This window comes from Archangium sp. Cb G35 (assembly GCF_001896145.1).
In the GTDB taxonomy this organism is placed as follows: domain Bacteria; phylum Myxococcota; class Myxococcia; order Myxococcales; family Myxococcaceae; genus Archangium; species Archangium violaceum.
In genome coordinates, this window is sequence record NZ_MPOI01000012.1 from 296192 (window position 1) to 314297 (window position 18106).

Genomic DNA, 18106 nt, shown 5'->3' on the forward strand with positions numbered 1-18106 from the left:
CCACGGGGCGGAATGCGCCCAGGCATGCTGCATGTATAGCCAGCGAGGGGGTCGCTGATGAGGCAGAGCGCCATCGCCGTCGCGCTGACCGCGGCTCTGCTGGCATTCGAGGGACTCTGGTTCCTCCGCCGGCCGAGACGGGGTTCTCATACTCGGGCCTGGGGGCTGCTCCTGCTCGTCATCGCGGGGTGGGTGCTGCTCTTGGCCCGCCTCTTCATCCAGGGGCGGCTGGTGGTCAGCTCCAACCTCGGTGTGATTCTGGTGCAGGGCGGGACACTCACCCTGCTCGGGATGTACCTGTTCCTCGGGGGAATGGCCATTGGAGCCGGACTGGCCTGGAACGCGTGTCATGGCGGCGCTCGCGGGGGCCTGCTCCGGTCCCAGGCATGGCGGCCTGGCCTTGGCGTGCTCGTCGCGGTGCTGGCGGCCATCCAACTCCAACCGCTCCGCGGCCTGAACGAGCCGGAGCTGCCACCCATCTATTCCTATGACCTCTGGTCGCCGCCCCTGCTCCTCTGGTCATGCCTCTGTCTCGCCGGGTGCCTCCTCGACCTGCTTCGGGTGCGCTCCCTCGTGAGTCTCGCCGGGTTGACGGCGGCCTTCATCTCCGTGCTGGCCCTCCTCAGCATCGGCCGGGCGGAGTTCACGGAGTCGGCATCCGCCTATCAGTGGCATCTGATCTGGCGCATCTGCTTGATGCTGGCCTTTCCCATCGGCCTGAGCCTCTGGAGCTTCCTTCTCCTGAGGGAGCTCCAGCACCGGTGGGCGTGGCTCCGCAAGAGAGGCCGAGAGGCGCTGGTGGCAATCTCGTGGCTCATTGGAGTGGTGCTCGCCGGAGCGAAGCTCGTCGAGCTCTCCCTGCGTGGAGATGGTGCCCGGCCATGGCCCTGCTGGGCGGCGCTCGCGGGCATGCTTGCCCTCGCGGTGGCCGCCGCCGCCCGCCGGCTCAGGGGCGTCGAACTGCCCGGGCTGTCGCTGCCGTGCCGGCGCATCGTCCTGGGGTCGCTGCTCGCCCTGCCGTGGCTCATCGCCATCCTGCTCTTCTCCTCGGAGTTCGGGATGCACTTCTTCCTGGCCGGCGTGCTCCTCATCGCCTTCGTGCTGGCGGAGACGATCCTGGAGGGGCCACTGTTCCAGAGCCTCCGCCATTGGCGCTCGTCCGCCACGAAGGGCTCGCCGGAACCAGGCCCGGAGGGGCGCGTGACCCCGCCCGGGTGGCTCTCCCGGGCCGGCGAGCACCTGAAACGCGGATACGATTGGCTGAGTGCTCGCAAGCCCCTCCGGCTCCTGTTGGCGACGATCCCCTTGACCGTCGTCCTCCTGATCGCCGCCAACGAGGTGCCCAACGCGGGCAAGACGGTCATCGAGCCCTTCGTGGTCACGGGGCTCTCCGCGTCCCAGGAGCAGGAGCGGGAGCAGGAGCAGGAGCTTGGCCAGACCTTCGCCGAGAGCCTCACGAATGCCCTCGGAAACCTCAAGAGGGTGCTCCAGCCGGAGGTCATGCTCCAGCAGCCTGGGAACACCCACCAGATGAAGCAGTTCGGCTATGCGTCGGACGCGTCCGGGACCTCGGCCGCCGCCACCCAGGACCTGGCCCTGGAGATCAGTGGAGGCATCAAGGTTCCCTTCCGCATGCTGGCCGCGCCCATCCAGGCTCCGGTGCGCGCGCTGCTGGGCGTGAACGTCATTCGAAGCACCCTCTATGAAGAGCAGACCCGTTACATCCTGCTTGCCAGGAGCAGCGACGGAGAGTCCTGGCGGGTCGAGTTGGACAAGGAGCAGCTGAAGGAGGAGGAGCGGCAGAAGGCGCAGCAGAACAAGCAGCAGAACAAGCAGCTATTGGCCGAGCCGAAGCTCGCTGACGCCGTCTCGCGCCTCACCCAGGACCTGGCCTTCGAGATCATCCGCAATGACCCTCGGTTGAAGGATATCGGCATCACCCGCTCCCGGGAGGCTTTCGAGCTCTTCCACCAGGGGGTGGAAAGCTGGGAGTCGTTCGTGCGTACGTCGAATTACGACTCCCTGGGCCTGGCCATCGGGCATTTCCGCAAGGCAATCGAATTGGACCCCGGGTTCACCCTGGCATACTACAGCCTGGGGATTGCATTGCAGAAGGATGGTCAGACGAACCAGGCCACCAATGCCTTCCGCAACAGCATCACGCTCAATCCCCACTTCCTCCCCGGTCAGGTAGCGCTGGCCTCCATGTCCTTCCACTCCGGCCCGACGGGCTTCCTGAAACGGACGACGGTCGCCTCCGAGCCAACGCCGGAGCCGAGGATGATCTCGGGGAAGACGGATGCGAGGCGGAGCGAGGCACGCGTCCTCTGGAAACGGATCATCCAGTTCCCGGGCCATCAACTGGAGAAGACCCAGGCCAACTATGGGCTCTGCCTGTTGGGGTTCGAGGCGGCCGACGCGGAAAACGATGCGGACCTGGCCTCCCAGAAGCGCCTTGGGGCCTATTTCTATTGCAAACGCGCGGAGCGGGTGTACCGGCAATTGCCCGCCTCCTGGCATACCGCCTCGGACATCCGGGAGAGCGAGGCTCACGTGCAGGGCACGCTCGGGAGGCTCTTCGAGCGGCCCCAATTCGCGGAGGGCAATGACGGGGTGCGCCAGGAGTGTCCCCTGGCGGAAGGCGAGCAGCCGCGGCCACGGGCGCCCCCCCCCTGGACGGAGCGGCCCCGGCGGCTGCACTTCCGAGCGGCCTCGAAGTACTACAAGAACGCCGCGGCGCTCTCCAATGACCCCTCGCGGAAGGTCTCGTTCCAGTGCGGCGAGGCCAGGATGGCCTACCAGCTCGATGACAGGAATCCGATGATGCTCCTGAGCAAGGATGCCAATGCTCACGTCTTCCGGGCGGACAAGTATGGCGACATCGTCTGGGATCTGGAGGATATCTGGTACGACAAGAACCGTGGCGAGATGATTTCCCGCGCCTATCGTGCGGCGCTCATGGAGTACGAGCAGGCGATCAATCTCAATCCGACCCACGTCGATGCGATGCTCCGCTATGCGTACAATTTCTGGGAGTGGAGCTTCCGCTTCTCGGATGGGCGCTTGCGCTTCTGGGATGAGAGCATCCCCAATACCGTTTTCGGGCCGAGCCCTGAGGAGGGCGAGCGGGCGGAGGGGTTCGCCCGCAGGGCGCGCGAATTGAGCAGCGGCAGCAGCGACGAGACCAAGGAGGCAATGGCCATCTCCGCGCTGGGGGAGGTCTTGCTCGGACGGGCTGACCCCCAAGCCGCCATCCGGGAGATCGAAAAGATCGATCGGGACAAGTTCAAGCACGCGCTCTTCGACGAGTTCTGGTGGGATCTCGCGCAGGCCTATCGGTGCATGGCCCAATTGGAGGCGAAGGGCGGCTCCGACGAGAAACAGAGACAGGCCCTGCGGGAGGCCGAGAAGCTCCTGGAGCAGATCCGTCAGAACGACCAGGTGCGGGAAGACAAGATACTGTCCAACGGTGAGGCCTCGAGCAGGCCCGCGCCGGTGTGTCTGCGACGGGCGGGTTCAGGCCCCGCATGACCCGCGTGGGCCGTTCACCACCTGCCTTCGTTACTCATGCGCTCGAGCGTCTTCTGCAGGTCCTTCAGCTTCTCCTCCGGCTTGGCCGAGCCCGACAGGACTTCGTGCACGGCTTTGTAGAACTCGGAGCTCACCCGGTTGTACTGGTGACCCGTGACCTGCCAGGGCCGCGCCACCGGGTTCATGAAGATCTTCATCAGGCTCGGGTAGAACGGGTTGGCCTTCCGTACATCGCGCTCCTGGTAGAGATTCATCACCGAGGGGCTGTGGGCCGCCTCGATGTAGCGGCGCCTCTGCTCCGTGCGGCTCGTCAGGAACTTCACCAGGTCCGCGGCGATCTCCGGGTGCTTGGAGTACCTGGACACCGCGAGATGCCAGCCGCCCAGGGTGCCGGTGGACCTGCCGTCCTTGCCGTCCTTGACGCCCTTGGGCAGCGCCGTCACCGTCCACTTGCACTTCCCCTTCGCCTTGCACTTCAACTTGCCGCCCTTGGCATTGGCCTTCGCCCACGCTTCCGGCCAGTTGCGCATGAACACCGCGTTGCCCGACAGGAAGACGCCAAGCGCTTCCTCCTCGCCATATCCGAGCACTTCCGGGGGCGAGATGGAGTTGATCCACCCGGCCGCCATCTTCAACGCCGTCACAGCCTCCTCGTTGTCGATGGTGACCTTGCCATCCTCCCTGACAATGGTCTCCCCGGCACTGGTCTCCCCGTGGAAGGAGTTGATCCACTCCAGCGCGTTGCACGTGAGTGCCTCGTCCGCCTTGGCCTGGAAGACGAAGCCCCACATCCCGCCGTTGCCAGCGTCGCGCTCGGCTTGCTGGATCTTCCTGGCCATCACCTCCAACTCCTGCCAGGTGGTGGGCGGATCCTTGTAGCCGTGCTTGTTCAGCAGATCATTCCGGTAGAAGAGCAGGCCCGCGTCGGCGAACCACGGCATGGCCACCAGCTTCCCGCCCACGGTGTTGTTCTGCACGATGGAGGGGAAGTGCTGCTCGAGCACCTCGTCGGAGACGTAGAGCTTGAGATCGATGAAGTGCTCCGCCAACAGGCCCGGCCACACCACGTCCACGCGGTACACGTCGACCTTCGGGTCCTTCGGGTCCTTCTCCGACAGCTGCTTCTGGAAGGCGGTCAACTGATCGTTCCACTCCTTGGGCACATGCACGAACTCCACATGGTGCCCCGTCTTCTTCTCCCAGGCCTGCGCGCCCCTCTCACACTGCTTGAGCTCATCGTCCTCGGGGCCACACGCGATGGTGACCGTCTCCGCGTGGACGAGAGAGGGACTCGTCAGGACCGTGGCAATGGCGAGGCCCTTCAGCACGTTGCGCATTCTTCCCCCTGGGTTCGTGACTGGACACGAGGAGCTTTCCCAGGGGTGAACGTATGCGCTTGGGCTCCTTTCAGACCGCTTCATTCATCCAGAGATTGACTCCTGGACAACGCAGGTCTGTGGAGGGTGAGGGATGGAGCAGTTCGCCGCCCCCGATGGTCACCTCCAGGATGCCCACCGGGGGCCGCGAGGGCTTACTTCAGCTTGTGATTCTTGATGATGTCCTCATCCGGGGGCGGCAGGCCGTACTCGGCACTGCCTCCGCGGATCTGCTCGAGCGCCGTCTCGTCCAGCTCGAGCACCTGGAGAGCGCGCTCGTTCTGACGCTCGATGACCTGCGTGCGCGGAAACTTCTTCTCGATCTTCTCCGTCATGGGCAGCCCTTTCGTGAAAGGAGGTTCGAGGATAAGGCTTTCTGATGGCCACGGCCAGCCAGAACCTCTGCTGCGTGGCGTTGGACCTGGAGATGGCTCGTAGCGGTTGAGAGGTGGGCACAGCCGTCAGGGAACGGGCCTCGAAGGATGCAAGGTGATGACGCCCAGGTCCTGCTCCTCCTCCTGCCGCACGAACACGGTCCGCTTCACCGCGGCGGACCTCTCGCCCTCGTCGATGGAGATCTCCAGCGCCAGGGAGCCGGTCCGCACGATGGGCCATTCCAGGAGCCCCTGCTCGTCGTACATCTCCTCGCCATTCACCGTGAAGTCCGTGACGGCCGAGCCATCCGCGCGGACGAGCCGGGCGCGCAGCTTCGCCTTGCGCGCGAGGACGATCCGCACCTCGCGCGCCGAGGGCGCCAGCCGCATCCATTCCGGCCTGTCCTCCCGCAGGGGCTCGGCCAGCAGGAAGTCCTCCGTCTCCACCGACAGCACGGCCGGGTCCCCCGACACGGAATCGAAGGTGAAGCGTCCATCGGGACCGGTCGTGGCGTGCACCTCGGGCTCTCGACGGGAGTGCCGCCTCGAGCGGTGCTCGGACTGGAAGCCGACGATGGCCCCTGGGACGGGCCTTCCCTGGAGATCCACCACGATGCCCGAGAGAGCGTGCCCGGCATCGAAGCGCAGCCGCACCTGGGCTCCCTCGGGCCCGACTTCCACCACTCGCGCGGTGGCATGGGCGAAGGAGTTGTCCTCCAGCTCCGCGGAGACCCGGTAGCGGCCCGGACGCGGCGCAATGAGAGAGAAACGGCCCCGGGCGTCCGTGGTGCCTGATTCGAGCTCCAGGTTCGAGGACGCCTCGGACGGCCAGAGGCTCACCAGGGCCTGGGCCACGGGCTGCCCCGCCTCGTCCACCAGCTCGCCCTCCACGGTGGGCCGGCGCGAGATGACCACCCGCAGGTCCGCCGCGGGGACCGGCACTTCCTGGGACCAGACGCCCTGGTGGGATGAGTCATCGTCCGAGTCCGGACCCACCCGGAGCAGCAGGGGCCCGGGACGAAACGCCCGGAGGGAGAAGCGTCCCCCCGGCCCGGACTTGTCCGAGATGCTCCACGCGAGCTCACCCGGACGCGTGAGGAGCGACAGGTGCTCGCCCTCGACCGGCTGCCCTCGCGCATCCACCAGGATGCCCTCGACGCGGGGAACGAACTCCAGGGTGAGATCCAGGGTGCGCGTTCCCGCGGAAAGGGTTTCCTCGTGCGAGGCGAACAGGCGGCCATCCGGAGAAGACACCGACAAGGACACCCTGGTCGGCGACAGGGGCCCGAAGTGATAGACCCCTCGGGCGTCCGTCTTCGCCAGGTAGGCGCTGCTCATGCAGCCGCTGCGGGCGTAGAGCTTGATGACTGCCTCCGCGACCGGTTGTCCCCGCTCGTCCCGGACCACGCCCTCCAACTCGGCGAGGGCCGTCCCAAGCTTCACGGTGATCTCCTTGGAGAGGGGCGAGGGGGTGTCATCCTCTTGCGGCGAGCGGAAGAAAACCCCCTGGGTGCCCATGAGGCCGCCGTGGTGTGCGGTGACTTGATAGGCCAAGGTGGTGGTCAGGCCCTCGAAGGAGAAGTGACCCCGCTCGTCGGTGAATACCCGGCGCTCATCCATCCGTCCGAGCGAGACCTCCGCCCCCGCGACGGGCACCCCCTCTGGGTTCAGCACCCGGCCGGCGAGCGTCCTCGGAGCGAGCAGGGGGAGGGACTGCCGCACGTCGGGAGGATGGAGCCGCAGGGGAGTGGCCCGGGACATCGTGCCCTGGTGGGAAGCGACGAGGACGTACTCCCCTCGGGGCAAGGGCCCCAGGAAGTAGCGGCCTTGCGCATCCGTGAGGGTCTCGAAGAAGCGGCTGTGCGCGGTGAAGACGGCGATGACGCGCGCTCCCTCCACCGGCATCCGCTGCTCGTCGGTGACGCTTCCCGATAGCCGGGAGCCCGCGCCCAGCACCACTTCCACGCCCTCCTGCCCCACGGCCACGTCCCGCAGGAGACCCACGCCCTCGGGACTCTCCACCCAGAGCGAGTAGGAGCCCGCCTCCAGTCCGTCCAGGAAGAAGGCGCCGTCCTGGGTGGACAAGGCCTGGGCGAGGATCCGCGCCTCGCCCTGCCGCTGGGCCACGAGCACCTCGGCCCGCTGCCAGGTGACACAATCGCGCGTGGAATAATCGCCGCGCATCCGTCCGAGGCCTTCCACACAGGGCAGGCCCGTCAGGGATTCGCCCTCCACGGTCCTGGACGCGAGCACCGTCGCGCCCGCCACGGGACCCCGGTCACCCCGGACGGTGCCGCGGATGGAGAGCACTTCCCGCGGAGGGGCGGTCACGGCCGGAGGCACCGCGACAAACCTGGCGGAAAAGACCGAGGGCGGTGTGGGCGCCTCGGCCTGGATGTCATGAGGCCTCGCGGAGTGGCGCCAGCCGGCGAACACCGCGGCCAGCAGACCCACCCCGAGCATCGCACTGACCCACCATGAATGCCGCATCCTGGTCCTCCCCCGGCCCGGGCATCCCTGGCCGTGGTGCCGGTTTCACTGCGGAAGACAGTAGGTCACCGTGGCGGTGACGCCGTCAACGCGGGCGGAGTCATTGCCACCATTGCTCACGTACGAAGTGCTCAGCGTCACTCCGAAGCCCGGGTCATTGACGTCCGCGACCTCCCAGAATGTCCCCCACCGCTCGGAGGGCCCTCCGTACTGGACGGTGGAGGTCGCGTTCTCCCAGGGGCTCGAGTCGTCCGCGAGGTTGAGTCCCCGCCGGGTCCCTCCCGCGACGAGCTGGACGCGCCGCTCCTCGATCGTGTAGCTGGCGGACTGGGTGCTTCGCACGACGTCGATCTGGATCCCGGAGATCAAGGCCGCCGGCGGGAGGCTGAAGCCGAAGGAGCGGAGGACCAGCTCATCCGAGACACGGTCGCTGGTGAGTCCACCCGAGATCGCGGAGGAGCCATCGACGCTCAGGGCATTGGAGGGCTCGAACCACGCGATGGAGCGGGTCTGCTGGGACACGGAAGAGGCCGTGCCCGTCGCGGTGACATCGACGGGGTCGTACAGCACGCTCAGGGTGATGCCGTCCACGCTCGTCAGCAGTGGCATCCCGGCGATGTTCCGCGCGGAGATGGCCACGCCAAAGTTCGGGCTGGCGATCTCGGCGGCACTCAGCGTGACCCCCCACAGGTCGGTCGCGTTCCCGTATTGGGCCTTCGTGAGCGTGGCGGTGTAGGTGCTCGAGAAGTTCGCCTGGTTCTGGCCCACGGCCGCTCCGCTCTTCACGAGCCGGATGTCGTCATCGACGACGAAGAACGCGGGAGCGCCCGATGACCGTACGAACTGGAGCAGGACCCCGGAAGGCGTCTTGCCGGCCGGCAGGGCGAGGCCGAAGTTCGTGGCCTTCAGGTAATGGCTGGCATCGTTCTGGAGCGTGACGGTGGCGGCGGGAGCGGCTGGCGAGGCGGCCTCCTGCGGGTTCAACCAGGCGACCGTGCCTCGCGAGGCATCATCCACCACGGTGGTGGGACTGGCCGGACCCACCATCGAAGCCGTGGTGTAGTACACCCGGACCTGGACACCGTCGATGCGCGCGAGGTCATCACCCGCCCCACCCCGATGCCGCACGTGGAGGCTCACCGCGAAGTCCGGCGAGTTGAGCGCGGTGGCGATCGTCCGCCATCTGTCGAGGCCGAAGTAGCCGGGGCTCGCCCAGAGGTCCGTCGGCCCGCCGAACACCACGGTTCGAGACTCCGCCGGCCAGGGAGCGCCGCTCACCGGCTTGAGGAGGGCGTCGTAGCCTGGACTGGAGAAGCCGATGGAGACGTCCTCGATGCGCGCCCCTGCTGCGGAAGAGCGCGTCACCAAGACCTCGAGTCCCTTCACCCGGGCCTGGGAAGGAAGGGCGAGGCCAAAGCCCTTGAGGACCAGCGCATCGGAGTGCTCGCCTGGAGACAGGGTCACGGTGGCGGATTGACCATCGGCCGTCGCGGCCCACGCCATGTCGTTCCAGGCCTTCGCGCCGCGCACCGTCTCCGCGACGGAGGGGACGAGGGGACCCACCGTGGCCTTCTGCTCCGCGCAGGAAGCGGGGAAGGTAACCGCTGGAGTCGCCGCGGACGTGGCGGAGCTGCTTCCCGCCTTGTTCGACGCGGTCACGGTCACCGCGAGCGCGTGGTCGAAGTCCGCATGGGCCACGGCGTACGTCGGGGAGGTGGCGCCCTCGATGGGGACGCATGCGGAGCCCGAGGCGTCGCAGCGCAACCACTGATAGGCATGAGCCCTGGGCTCGGGGTGCCAGGTACCGGGCCGGGCGGTGAGGACCGATGTCAGGGCCGCGCTTCCTTCCACCGTGGGAAGGGTCGCATTGGAGGGGGCCACCACGGCGGCAACGACGTCCGTCGGCGCGGACTCGGCGGTCGCGGTTCCGCCAGGGTTCGAGGCACTGACGCGAAGACGCACGCGGTGGCCGACGTCCTCCGCCACCAGCAGGTAGTGGGGACCGCTGGCGCCCGGGATGTCCGTGCAGCCCGAGCCGCTCGCGTCGCAGCGCGACCATTGGAGGGTGCTGGTCACGGGACGCGAGCTCGTCCATGTACCGGCGGCGCCGCTGAGCGAGACATCCTCGCGCGCTTCACCCGTGATGGAGGGAAGCCCGCTGACCGCGGGAGCGGCGGGCAGCACCACCGCGGTGGGCTCGGACTGGAATGCCCGGGGCTTCGCGTTCCGGGAGACGTCGACCCGCACCGCCAACTTCGCGTCGATGTCGTCCGCGCTGACCCGATAGGTGGTCTGCACGGCTCCTGGAATCTCGGTGCACGTCGAGGAGGACGGCGGACACCGCAACCATACCTGGGCCACGCTCGCGCCCTCGGTGGGCGACCACGCTCCGAGAGACATCGTCAGCGTCTGATTCTCGCGCGCCTCTCCCGAAATGGAGGGTTGAGGACCCTCCTCTTCCGGCTTGTCTGGGGGCTTGGGGGTGCATGCGCTGAACCCCACGAGCGCGAGCACCACTGACAGCTTCCACGAATCGCCTCGGCCCGGAACAGAGGGATGGTCCATGATTTCTCCGAAAACAGACGGCACGGCTGCTTCGAGGACCTTACACAGCGCCGCCCCGCTTGCCGCCTCATCAGCCGGTCTGTTGGCTGCCAGCAGCCTTCCCGGCGCGGGTGCGGGCGGGCTCACTCGGTGCGTGAACAGCGCGAGACAGGGTCTCCGCCTGTGCCGCAGCGCGGCATGTCCAGAGCAGGGAATCACGCCCGGGGTGCTTGAGTTTCCGGGCCGCCTTTGGGGTATAGGGGGCCCCATTCCTTTCCCCTGACTAGAGAGACGCGCGTGCCAAAACCCCGCCTCCTCAACCGCGAAGAAGAGTCGCTCCCGCTCGAGCGGGAATTGCTGGTCCGGATGCACGACCTGATGGTGAAGGCGCGCGTCCTCGAAGAGCGCCTCATCCAGATGTACAAGCAGGGCCACGGCTACTTCTGGATCGGCGGCCCGGGCGAGGAGGCCTTCAACGTGCCCCTCGGCCTGCTGATGAAGAAGGGCCAGGGCCCGGCCTACGACTACCTGCACGCGCACTACCGCCAGTCCGCCACGATGATGGCGCTGGGCGAGGACCCCATCGGCGCGATGCGGCAGATGAAGAACGTGGCGACGGACCCCTACTCCGGCGGCCGCAACTTCGCGGGCCACTTCTCCAAGCGCGAGTGGAACATCGCCCCGGTGTCCTCCCCCATCGAGGTGCAGTACGCGATGGCCCCGGGCACGGCGCTGATGCAGAAGCGCCACGGCGGTGACGGCATCAGCATCGTCACGGGCGGTGACGCGGGCACGGCCGAGGGCGATTTCGCCTCGTGCCTGGTGTGGAGCTCGCGCAAGGGCAACGAGCTGCCCGTGCTCATCATCGTCACCAACAACAAGTGGGGCATCTCCACGTCGGCCGAGGGCCAGCACGGCGAGACGAACGTGGCCGATCGCGGCAAGGCCTTCAACATGCGCACCAAGACGATCGATGGGAACGATCCCATCAACGCGTACCTGGAGCTGCAGGAGGCCATGGAGTACGTGCGCAAGGAGCGCAAGCCCTTCCTGATGGAGGCGGTGGTGTCGCGCCTGTACGGCCACTCCTCGGCGTCCGGCGCCAACATGGTGGGCAACGAGCAGGACTGCCTGACCACGTTCGAGCAGCGCCTGGAGAAGCACGGCATCCTCACGCGCAAGGAGATGGACGAGCTGCGCAATCGCTACAGCGAGGACATGGCCGCCATGGCCCGTCAGGTCATCCAGGAGCCGATGCCCGGCCCCGAGACCATCTGGAACCACATCTACGCGGAGAGGAAGTAACCCATGGCCAACATGGCTCAGGCCGTTCGCATGGCCCTGCACTACGCCGAGGAGCACCTCGGCGTGACCGACATCTTCGGCGAGGACGTGGGCGCGCCCCTGGGTGGCGTCTTCACCGCCACGCAGGGTCTCAAGACGGCGTGGAACACGCCCCTGGACGAGCGCGGCATCATCGGCATGGCCATCGGTCTGGCCATGGCCGGCGGCAAGCCCGTCGCGGAGATCCAGTTCGCCGACTACATCTTCAACACCATCGATCTGCTGAAGGTCGCCGGCAACACGTGCTGGGCCACGAACGGGGACTGGAACCTCCCCATGGTGGTGAAGACGCCGGTGGGCAGCGGCATCCGCGGCTCCATCTACCACTCGCACTCCTTCGACGCGATGGCCACGCATATTCCCGGCTGGAAGATCGTCATCCCCTCCAACCCGCTGGATGCGTACGGGCTGATGATCTCCGCCTGCCAGGAGATCAACCCGGTCATGTACCTGGAGCCCAAGGCGCTCCTGCGCATCAAGGGCGAGGAGCGGATTCCGGGCGAGCCGGACAACGACAAGCAGCTGTCGAAGATGATCGACGCGCCGCTGGGAGACCGCTCGCAGTGGAAGCCGCAGTGGCCGGAGCTCGAGGCGTACGCGGTGCCCATCGGCAAGGGCAAGGTGGTGCGCGCGGGCTCGCAGGTGACGGTGGTGAGCTACGGCCGCACGCTGCCCCTGTGCAAGAAGGCCGCGGACGACCTGGCCGCCGAGGGCGTGGACGCCGAGGTCATCGACATGCGCACCCTGTGGCCGTACGACTGGGAGCTCATCAAGGGCTCGGTGGAGAAGACGGGCCGCGTGCTGTACGTGAACGAGGACACCGAGGTGACCAACTTCGGTGAGCACCTGGTGCGCCGCACGGTGGAGGAGCTCTTCTACAAGCTGATGGCGCCTCCCCGGCTGCTGGCCGGCAAGTTCATCCCGGGCATCGGCCTGGCGGACCCGCTGGAGATGGCCTCGGTGCCGCAGCAGGGGGACATCACCGCCGCCATCCGCTCGCTGGCAGGCGAGCAGCCCTGATTCTCGCACCTGGAGAAACGATGTAGGTGAGAGGGCGGCCCGGAGAAAAGTCCGGAGCCGCCCTCTGCCTTTGCGAGGTTGGGGGCCCCTTGGGTAGAGTGGGGGGGCCGTGCAACCGACGCCAACCAGAACCCCTGCCCCGGACGCTCCCCCCTTCCGTATCCGCCGCGCTCGCCGCGGTGATGCCGAGAGCCTGGCCTCGCTCCTGCGCGAGATGGGCTACGCCCATGGCTCGGATGCCCAGACGGTTCACTGGGTCATCAGCCATCCGGAGATTGAAATCTTCGTGGCGGCGGACACCCAGGATCGTCCCGTGGGAATGGTGTCGCTGTCGCACCGGCCGCAGCTGCGGCTGCGCGGGCGGATCGCCACGGTGGACGAGCTGGTGGTGACGGAGACCTGGCGGCGCCGGGGCGTGGGCAAGGCGCTCATGCAGCAGGTGCTGGAGCGGTGCGGCGCGCGGGCCCTCAGTGTGAAGCGGCTCGAGGTGAGCGCCTACGCGCTGGAGGAGCTGCGCAACTTCTACGTCTCCTGCGGCTTCGTGCAGGTGGACAACCTGGTGATGCGCCACGCGGACCTGGAGCGTCAGCACGGGCAGTAGCGCACTGCCCGGGAGCACCCACCGGCGGGGCCGCTCGGGCCCCGCCCCGCTTCACCTCAACGCTTGAAGCTGGCCACCACGCGCTGCAGGCGGGCCTGGTCTTCGTCGGAGACGCCGACGAAGCGCACGCCAATGGCCTCGGCGTCATCGCGCACCCACGAGATGATGCCCTCGAGGTCGAAGTCCTCCCCGTCCACCGTCATCTGCAGACGGACGTGAGAGCCCACGTCGTAGGAGCGGCGCGTGCGCAGGCACAGGCCTCCCGCCGACAGGTTGAGGGAGTACGCGCGCAGCGCCCTCGCGGCGTCCGCCGTCTCCTGGAAGCGGACGTCGAACGTCGCCGTCACCCTCTCGTGAGCCCTCCGGTTGGCCCCCGCCACCGCCGACATCTCCGCAGCCTCGGCCGTTTTCATGGTCATGCGCACTGATTCCCTCGGGCGTGTTTCGGATGGAAGCCCCTGGTGCGGAAAAACGCCGCTCCAGGGCCTCGTCAGGGCGCCAAGTGTCCGCTGTCCTCCATGTCTTGTTCAAGGGGGGCCCGTTTCTCCCGGGACGTCTTATTAGTCCCGTTCGTCACTCCAGCGGGGGCCAGCGATGCGGGCGAACGTGATTCTCTTGAGCGGTGTCCTCGTGGCCGGCCTGATGGCCGGTGGCTGCCGCAACGGGCATGGGGGCTCGGGAAGCGACGCGGGGGTGGCGGATGCGGGGATCCAGGGCGGCGGGGACGGAGGGACGCCAGGCCCGGATGGAGGCGGAACGGCGCCGGCCTGTGACGTGGCGGGGCAGCGGGGCTGCGACGCGGGCGAGATCTGCCTGCGGGGGGTGCTGGAGGACGGTGGACAGGGGAATCGCTGCTTCCCCGGCGAGTGCGATCCGGTGGCGCAGGACTGCCCGGCGGGCAGTAGGTGTACCTACGTACGCCAGGGGAGCGCGACGAGCCGCCGCTGCGTACCGGAGGGGACGGTGGCGGAGGGTGGGGCCTGCTCCAGTACCGCGACACCGGAGGGCGGCTTCTACGACACGTGCAAGGCGGGGCTGTCCTGCACGGATCACCCGGAGCCGGACGGGGGTATCGCGTTCACGTGCGAGAAGTTCTGCCGCACCGGCGAGCAGTGCACGGCGCCGAAGGATTGCACCGAGGTGCTGCGCTTCGTGGGCTCGGATGAGCTGCCGAGGGTGTGCGGGGAAGCGGTGTCGGCGTGCGATCTGCTGGCGCAGGGCTGTGCGAGCCAGCTGGGATGCTACCCCTCGCCGGGGAGCGGGCCGGTGTGCGTGGCGGCGGGGACGGTGGAGGACGGAGCCGCGTGCACGTACTCGAATGACTGCCGGCCGGGGAGCGCGTGCGTGAAGAACGGAGCGGGACGGGCGTGCCGGGAGCTGTGCCGCTCGCCCACGGGAGAACCGGGCTGCACCGCGGGGCGCTGCGAGCCCCTGCAGGACTTCGCGGGAGTGGGCGCCTGCGTGCCGTGAGGCCGTAAAGACCTCACGAGAGCCCACTTCCCCTCTCCCCCCGGGAGAGGGATACGATGAGCTTTGTTGAAAGGGCCTGTGATTCCGAGAGGTTAGGCCCTATTGCGAATTGTTCGTGTAGTGAATCGGTAGCTTGGCGGGTGCTGTAGCGAATCGGGCCAACGCATCGCTGTGCACTCTCTGTGAAGGCCCCCCCAGTCCGGTCTGCTGCTGTCCGGTATCGGGGGGCTGCAACGGACCTTCCTACATCCTGGGGGGCCTGTAGTCCTCGACCGGGATGCTCGCCATCGCCCTGGCGTATTCGCGCTCAATCCACTCGTCCCTCGCCTTCTTCCGGGCGGCCTGCTCCTGTTCCTTCGTGGCGGGCGGTACGTGGGCGTAAAGCTCCCCGTTCACGATGCGCGACACCTCGCCCTGGGAGAGACCGAACCGCGTGGACAAGTCCTCTTGGGTGAAGGTGCCCGTTCGCGCCAAGTAGCGAAGTTCTTGGACTTCCTGGGGGGTGAGCTTGCGCGCCCTCTCCTTCCGGTGGACCTCCCCCCGAAGCACTCGGGAAACGCTCATGGCGGTAACGCCGAACTTGGCTGCCAGATCGGCCAGTGAGAGGGCGGGGTTTTGCTCCCTTGCCGTGCGGATGGCTTGAGCGTCGGCAAAGGTAAGCTTGCGGTATTTCTTGGGCTGCTTTGACTGCATCCAACCCGGCTACCGCCATCTATTTGCGCTGTCAAAGAACCTCGGGAGGGCAGCTAGACGGGGGACCCTGGGAGTATTGGCCCCATGGGATGCCCGCTGGACGTGCCGCCAATCACCGGCAGCGGCTAGGCCCCGCGCCCGGTCCGGCTGGGTCGGGGCTGTCCTATCACCTCTGTCCCATCCCCCTTCTCTATGTACCTATCGTTACTGTTACTTACTGCTATATCACTCTACTAACTACCTCTTACTGCATATCTCTCTACCCTCTTCTTCCTCTCTCTACCCTACCAAGAGGAGAAGAAGAGAGAAGAAGAGTAGAGGGTTCAAGGGGTTAGACGCCTAGAAATTGGTTGGGCTGTACTTGTCTCAGACCTGCCTTGCCCTGACGACGAATCCACTTGTTCTCCAAACAAATGCAAGATGAGCACGTTTTCAAGTAACGAAGACCCGAGGCGCCGCGTTCCGTAGTCCGTTACGAGGGGCAGGCGACCGGGCCCCAAAAAGCAGAGAGGCCGGACCATCACCCCATGCCCAGCCCCTCACAATCGCGTAGCAATTCGGAAGACGGGCGCCCAACCTACCGCCCACGCCCGGACCGGCTTTAGGCCGTTTTCCTGCCCATGATGCTCGCCATCACCTCGGCTGCCTGCTGGTCTGCTTCCGGCATGAACTTCGCGTAAGTATTCAGCGTGATGACGATTGACGAATGCCCCAGACGGGAGGCCACGGTTTTGCTGGGAACCCCCCTGGCAATCAAAAGCGTGGCGTTCGTGTGGCGCAAGTCGTGAAAACGAATCTGCCGGACGCCAGCGGTCTTGATAAGCCGATTGAAGGCATCCCGGAGCGCCCGCTTGAAGATGGGCCTTCCGGTCGTGCTCGGGAACACGTAGGGGTGAGCCGCCTTGCCCTCGGCCATCATGCGTTCCCGGTGCCGGACAAGGGCGCGCACGGTGTCAGGCATAAGGGTGATGGTCCGGTAACCGGCTGCCGTCTTGGGCTCGGCAAGCGGTTGGTGATTGCCGTTGACCTCCTGGAGATTGTGCCGGACGTGGACGCGCCCGGAGTAGCGAGCGGTGCCGGTCGTGGGGTCCGTCTCGACCTTCGTTTCCACGTCCGCCCACTGGAGCCCCAGCAGCTCGCCCTGACGCATCCCGGTTTCAATCGCGAGGACAAACAGGGCTTCCAGGCGCTCGCCCTCACAGGCCCGGAGGAACGCGGAGACCGCGCCCGAGTCCCACACCTTCATTTGCTCGCGCTTGACCGTGGGGTACTCCACGCCGGACATGGGGTTTTCCTTCAACTGCCGCCATGCAACCGCACGCCCGAGAGCGGATTTCAACTGAACGCACAGGCTATGACGACGGCTAGCCGAGACACCGCGCTTTTCCAGCGACGCAAGCCACGCTTCAATATCGAGCGGTGAGAGCCTGGATAGAGGAATAGGACCGATGCCCAACCCCATCCCCACGTCCTTTTCAGGGGCCATGTAAAGCCGGACTTGCTCCGAGTAGGACGCGAGGGAGGTAGGCCGAAGCTTTGACTTGACGGTATCCAGCCAGCGCCGGAGGAAATCCCCGGTGGTTTCCTTCGTGGCGTTCTGGGCGACCGTCTCCGCTTCCCTCTTGGCAGCATCCCGCTTTGCAATGGCCTCTGTCCGGCTGGCACCGTAGACAACGCGGGTTTTCGTCTTGCCACTCGGCAGCTTGACTTTCCACGTGGCACACCAGCGCCCGTCAGAATCGCGTTCATAAACGCTCCCCTCACCGGAGGCGCGACGGGTCTTTTTCTTACGCTTGCCCTTGGGGCTGGCGGGCTTGCTGGGCTCGGACGCTACAGGCCCGGTCGGGAGAGGAGGAGGGGAGAGAGCGGCGGAAGTGTCGGGGGCGGTCGTGTCAAACATAAATTCTCCGTGCGGCGTCGATTGCCGACATGGATTGTTGTGACATTCCCGGATTGACGTGTCAACGCCCTAGGTTTGTAGTTTGGCTGTGTCAGGGTCAACCATCGCAAAAATTTGCACCAATTCAGCGTCCGTTAACGCCGTGTCGCCTGCTTCAATCGCCCGTCTTAACTCGCAAATTCGCTCTATCAGGTCGCCCACGTAGCCGTATTGGGTCTGTCCCCGCTCAGAAGCCATCGCGTCGAGTAGCTGGGCGTTTTCCGGGGTCAGCGTCGGCGCTCCCTTCATCCGGACGGTTCGCCCCCGGTCTTGTTGCCCTCCCTCGGTGAGCCATGCCCGGAGCGCCGAAACGACCTCCGGGCCCGCTCCGTTGGCTTTCGTCTCCCGGTAGGTCTTCCGGTAGCAGGCACCGCACAGTTTCATCTCCACGACCGGGGACCATCGTTCAGCCGGTACAGGCTCCCGATGACGCTGGGCATCGCAAACGGCAGTTTCGGAAGGCATGGGACGCCTATACCGCTCGCCCCGGGGGTCCAGGAAGCGCCGGACGTGGGGTAAGGGAGCGCCAGCCCTGAGAACAGGGGCCTAACAGACGGCGCGGCGAACAGGCCCGGAGCGGTAAGGGGTCCGGGAGCGTGGGTGACCTTCAACGGGAACACGCCCCAAGGGCCCTGAGAAGGCCGTAGGGGATTGATCGTGCATCGGGACGGCCCATGGGGGAGCCGCACAGGCCGGACGGCTACAGCGGGCCCGGAGCGTGGCG

13 protein-coding genes are annotated in these 18106 nt (G+C 66.7%); 5 read left to right on the forward strand and 8 right to left on the reverse strand.

Going from position 1 to position 18106, the window contains the following annotated elements:
- Positions 1-57 precede the first annotated feature (57 nt).
- Positions 58-3531, forward strand: a complete 3474-nt coding sequence (locus BO221_RS33845; RefSeq protein ID WP_073564989.1) for a tetratricopeptide repeat protein — start codon at positions 58-60, stop codon at positions 3529-3531.
- Positions 3532-3545: 14 nt separating this feature from the next.
- Here BO221_RS33845 and BO221_RS33850 read toward each other — a convergent pair whose 3' ends face one another.
- The 4 genes from BO221_RS33850 to BO221_RS33865 form a co-directional block, all read right to left on the reverse strand.
- Positions 3546-4868 carry an ABC transporter substrate-binding protein gene (locus BO221_RS33850; RefSeq protein WP_073564990.1) on the reverse strand — a complete coding sequence of 441 codons (1323 nt, stop codon included), beginning with the start codon at positions 4866-4868 and terminating at the stop codon, positions 3546-3548.
- Between the two features lie 194 nt (positions 4869-5062).
- Positions 5063-5242, reverse strand: a complete 180-nt coding sequence (locus tag BO221_RS33855) for a hypothetical protein (RefSeq protein WP_073564991.1) — start codon at positions 5240-5242, stop codon at positions 5063-5065.
- A 126-nt stretch (positions 5243-5368) separates the two neighbouring features.
- Positions 5369-7771, reverse strand: coding sequence for a carboxypeptidase-like regulatory domain-containing protein (locus BO221_RS33860; RefSeq protein ID WP_083681772.1), 2403 nt, complete (start codon positions 7769-7771; stop codon positions 5369-5371).
- Positions 7772-7816: 45 nt separating this feature from the next.
- Complete coding sequence (locus BO221_RS33865; RefSeq protein WP_143195837.1) at positions 7817-10069, reverse strand: hypothetical protein; 2253 nt, start codon at positions 10067-10069, stop codon at positions 7817-7819.
- Between the two features lie 543 nt (positions 10070-10612).
- On the opposite strand from BO221_RS33865, the gene BO221_RS33870 reads away from it, so the two are divergent.
- The 3 genes from BO221_RS33870 (at position 10613) to BO221_RS33880 (ending at position 13280) form a co-directional block, all read left to right on the forward strand.
- A complete protein-coding gene (locus tag BO221_RS33870) occupies positions 10613-11620 on the forward strand; it encodes a thiamine pyrophosphate-dependent dehydrogenase E1 component subunit alpha (protein ID WP_073564994.1) in 1008 nt (335 codons plus the stop codon).
- A gap of 3 nt (positions 11621-11623) precedes the next feature.
- A complete protein-coding gene (locus tag BO221_RS33875) occupies positions 11624-12679 on the forward strand; it encodes an alpha-ketoacid dehydrogenase subunit beta (RefSeq protein WP_073564995.1) in 1056 nt (351 codons plus the stop codon).
- Positions 12680-12788: 109 nt separating this feature from the next.
- Positions 12789-13280, forward strand: a complete 492-nt coding sequence (locus BO221_RS33880; protein ID WP_073564996.1) for a GNAT family N-acetyltransferase — start codon at positions 12789-12791, stop codon at positions 13278-13280.
- A 56-nt stretch (positions 13281-13336) separates the two neighbouring features.
- Here BO221_RS33880 and BO221_RS33885 read toward each other — a convergent pair whose 3' ends face one another.
- A complete protein-coding gene (locus tag BO221_RS33885) occupies positions 13337-13699 on the reverse strand; it encodes a TIGR02266 family protein (RefSeq protein ID WP_083681774.1) in 363 nt (120 codons plus the stop codon).
- Between the two features lie 175 nt (positions 13700-13874).
- Here BO221_RS33885 and BO221_RS33890 point away from each other — a divergent pair, with 175 nt between their 5' ends.
- Positions 13875-14750 carry a hypothetical protein gene (locus BO221_RS33890; protein ID WP_073564998.1) on the forward strand — a complete coding sequence of 292 codons (876 nt, stop codon included), beginning with the start codon at positions 13875-13877 and terminating at the stop codon, positions 14748-14750.
- A gap of 243 nt (positions 14751-14993) precedes the next feature.
- Here the strand turns inward: BO221_RS33890 and BO221_RS33895 are convergent, their stop codons facing one another.
- From BO221_RS33895 to BO221_RS33905, 3 genes are all read right to left on the reverse strand, one after another.
- Positions 14994-15443 carry a hypothetical protein gene (locus tag BO221_RS33895; RefSeq protein WP_073564999.1) on the reverse strand — a complete coding sequence of 150 codons (450 nt, stop codon included), beginning with the start codon at positions 15441-15443 and terminating at the stop codon, positions 14994-14996.
- A gap of 601 nt (positions 15444-16044) precedes the next feature.
- Complete coding sequence (locus tag BO221_RS52990; RefSeq protein WP_083681776.1) at positions 16045-17343, reverse strand: site-specific integrase; 1299 nt, start codon at positions 17341-17343, stop codon at positions 16045-16047.
- Positions 17344-17412: 69 nt separating this feature from the next.
- Positions 17413-17772, reverse strand: a complete 360-nt coding sequence (locus BO221_RS33905; protein ID WP_073565001.1) for a hypothetical protein — start codon at positions 17770-17772, stop codon at positions 17413-17415.
- Positions 17773-18106 lie beyond the last annotated feature (334 nt).

Excerpts from the sequence above, each read along its gene's own strand:
- BO221_RS33845 (WP_073564989.1), top strand. The coding sequence starts at position 58 with ATGAGGCAGAGCGCCATCGCCGTCGCGCTGACCGCGGCTCTGCTGGCA.
- BO221_RS33850 (WP_073564990.1), bottom strand. The coding sequence starts at position 4,868 with ATGCGCAACGTGCTGAAGGGCCTCGCCATTGCCACGGTCCTGACGAGT.
- BO221_RS33855 (WP_073564991.1), bottom strand. The coding sequence starts at position 5,242 with ATGACGGAGAAGATCGAGAAGAAGTTTCCGCGCACGCAGGTCATCGAG.
- BO221_RS33860 (WP_083681772.1), bottom strand. The coding sequence starts at position 7,771 with ATGCGGCATTCATGGTGGGTCAGTGCGATGCTCGGGGTGGGTCTGCTG.
- BO221_RS33875 (WP_073564995.1), top strand. The coding sequence starts at position 11,624 with ATGGCCAACATGGCTCAGGCCGTTCGCATGGCCCTGCACTACGCCGAG.
- BO221_RS33885 (WP_083681774.1), bottom strand. The coding sequence starts at position 13,699 with ATGACCATGAAAACGGCCGAGGCTGCGGAGATGTCGGCGGTGGCGGGG.
- BO221_RS33890 (WP_073564998.1), top strand. The coding sequence starts at position 13,875 with ATGCGGGCGAACGTGATTCTCTTGAGCGGTGTCCTCGTGGCCGGCCTG.
- BO221_RS33895 (WP_073564999.1), bottom strand. The coding sequence starts at position 15,443 with ATGCAGTCAAAGCAGCCCAAGAAATACCGCAAGCTTACCTTTGCCGAC.
- BO221_RS52990 (WP_083681776.1), bottom strand. The coding sequence starts at position 17,343 with ATGTTTGACACGACCGCCCCCGACACTTCCGCCGCTCTCTCCCCTCCT.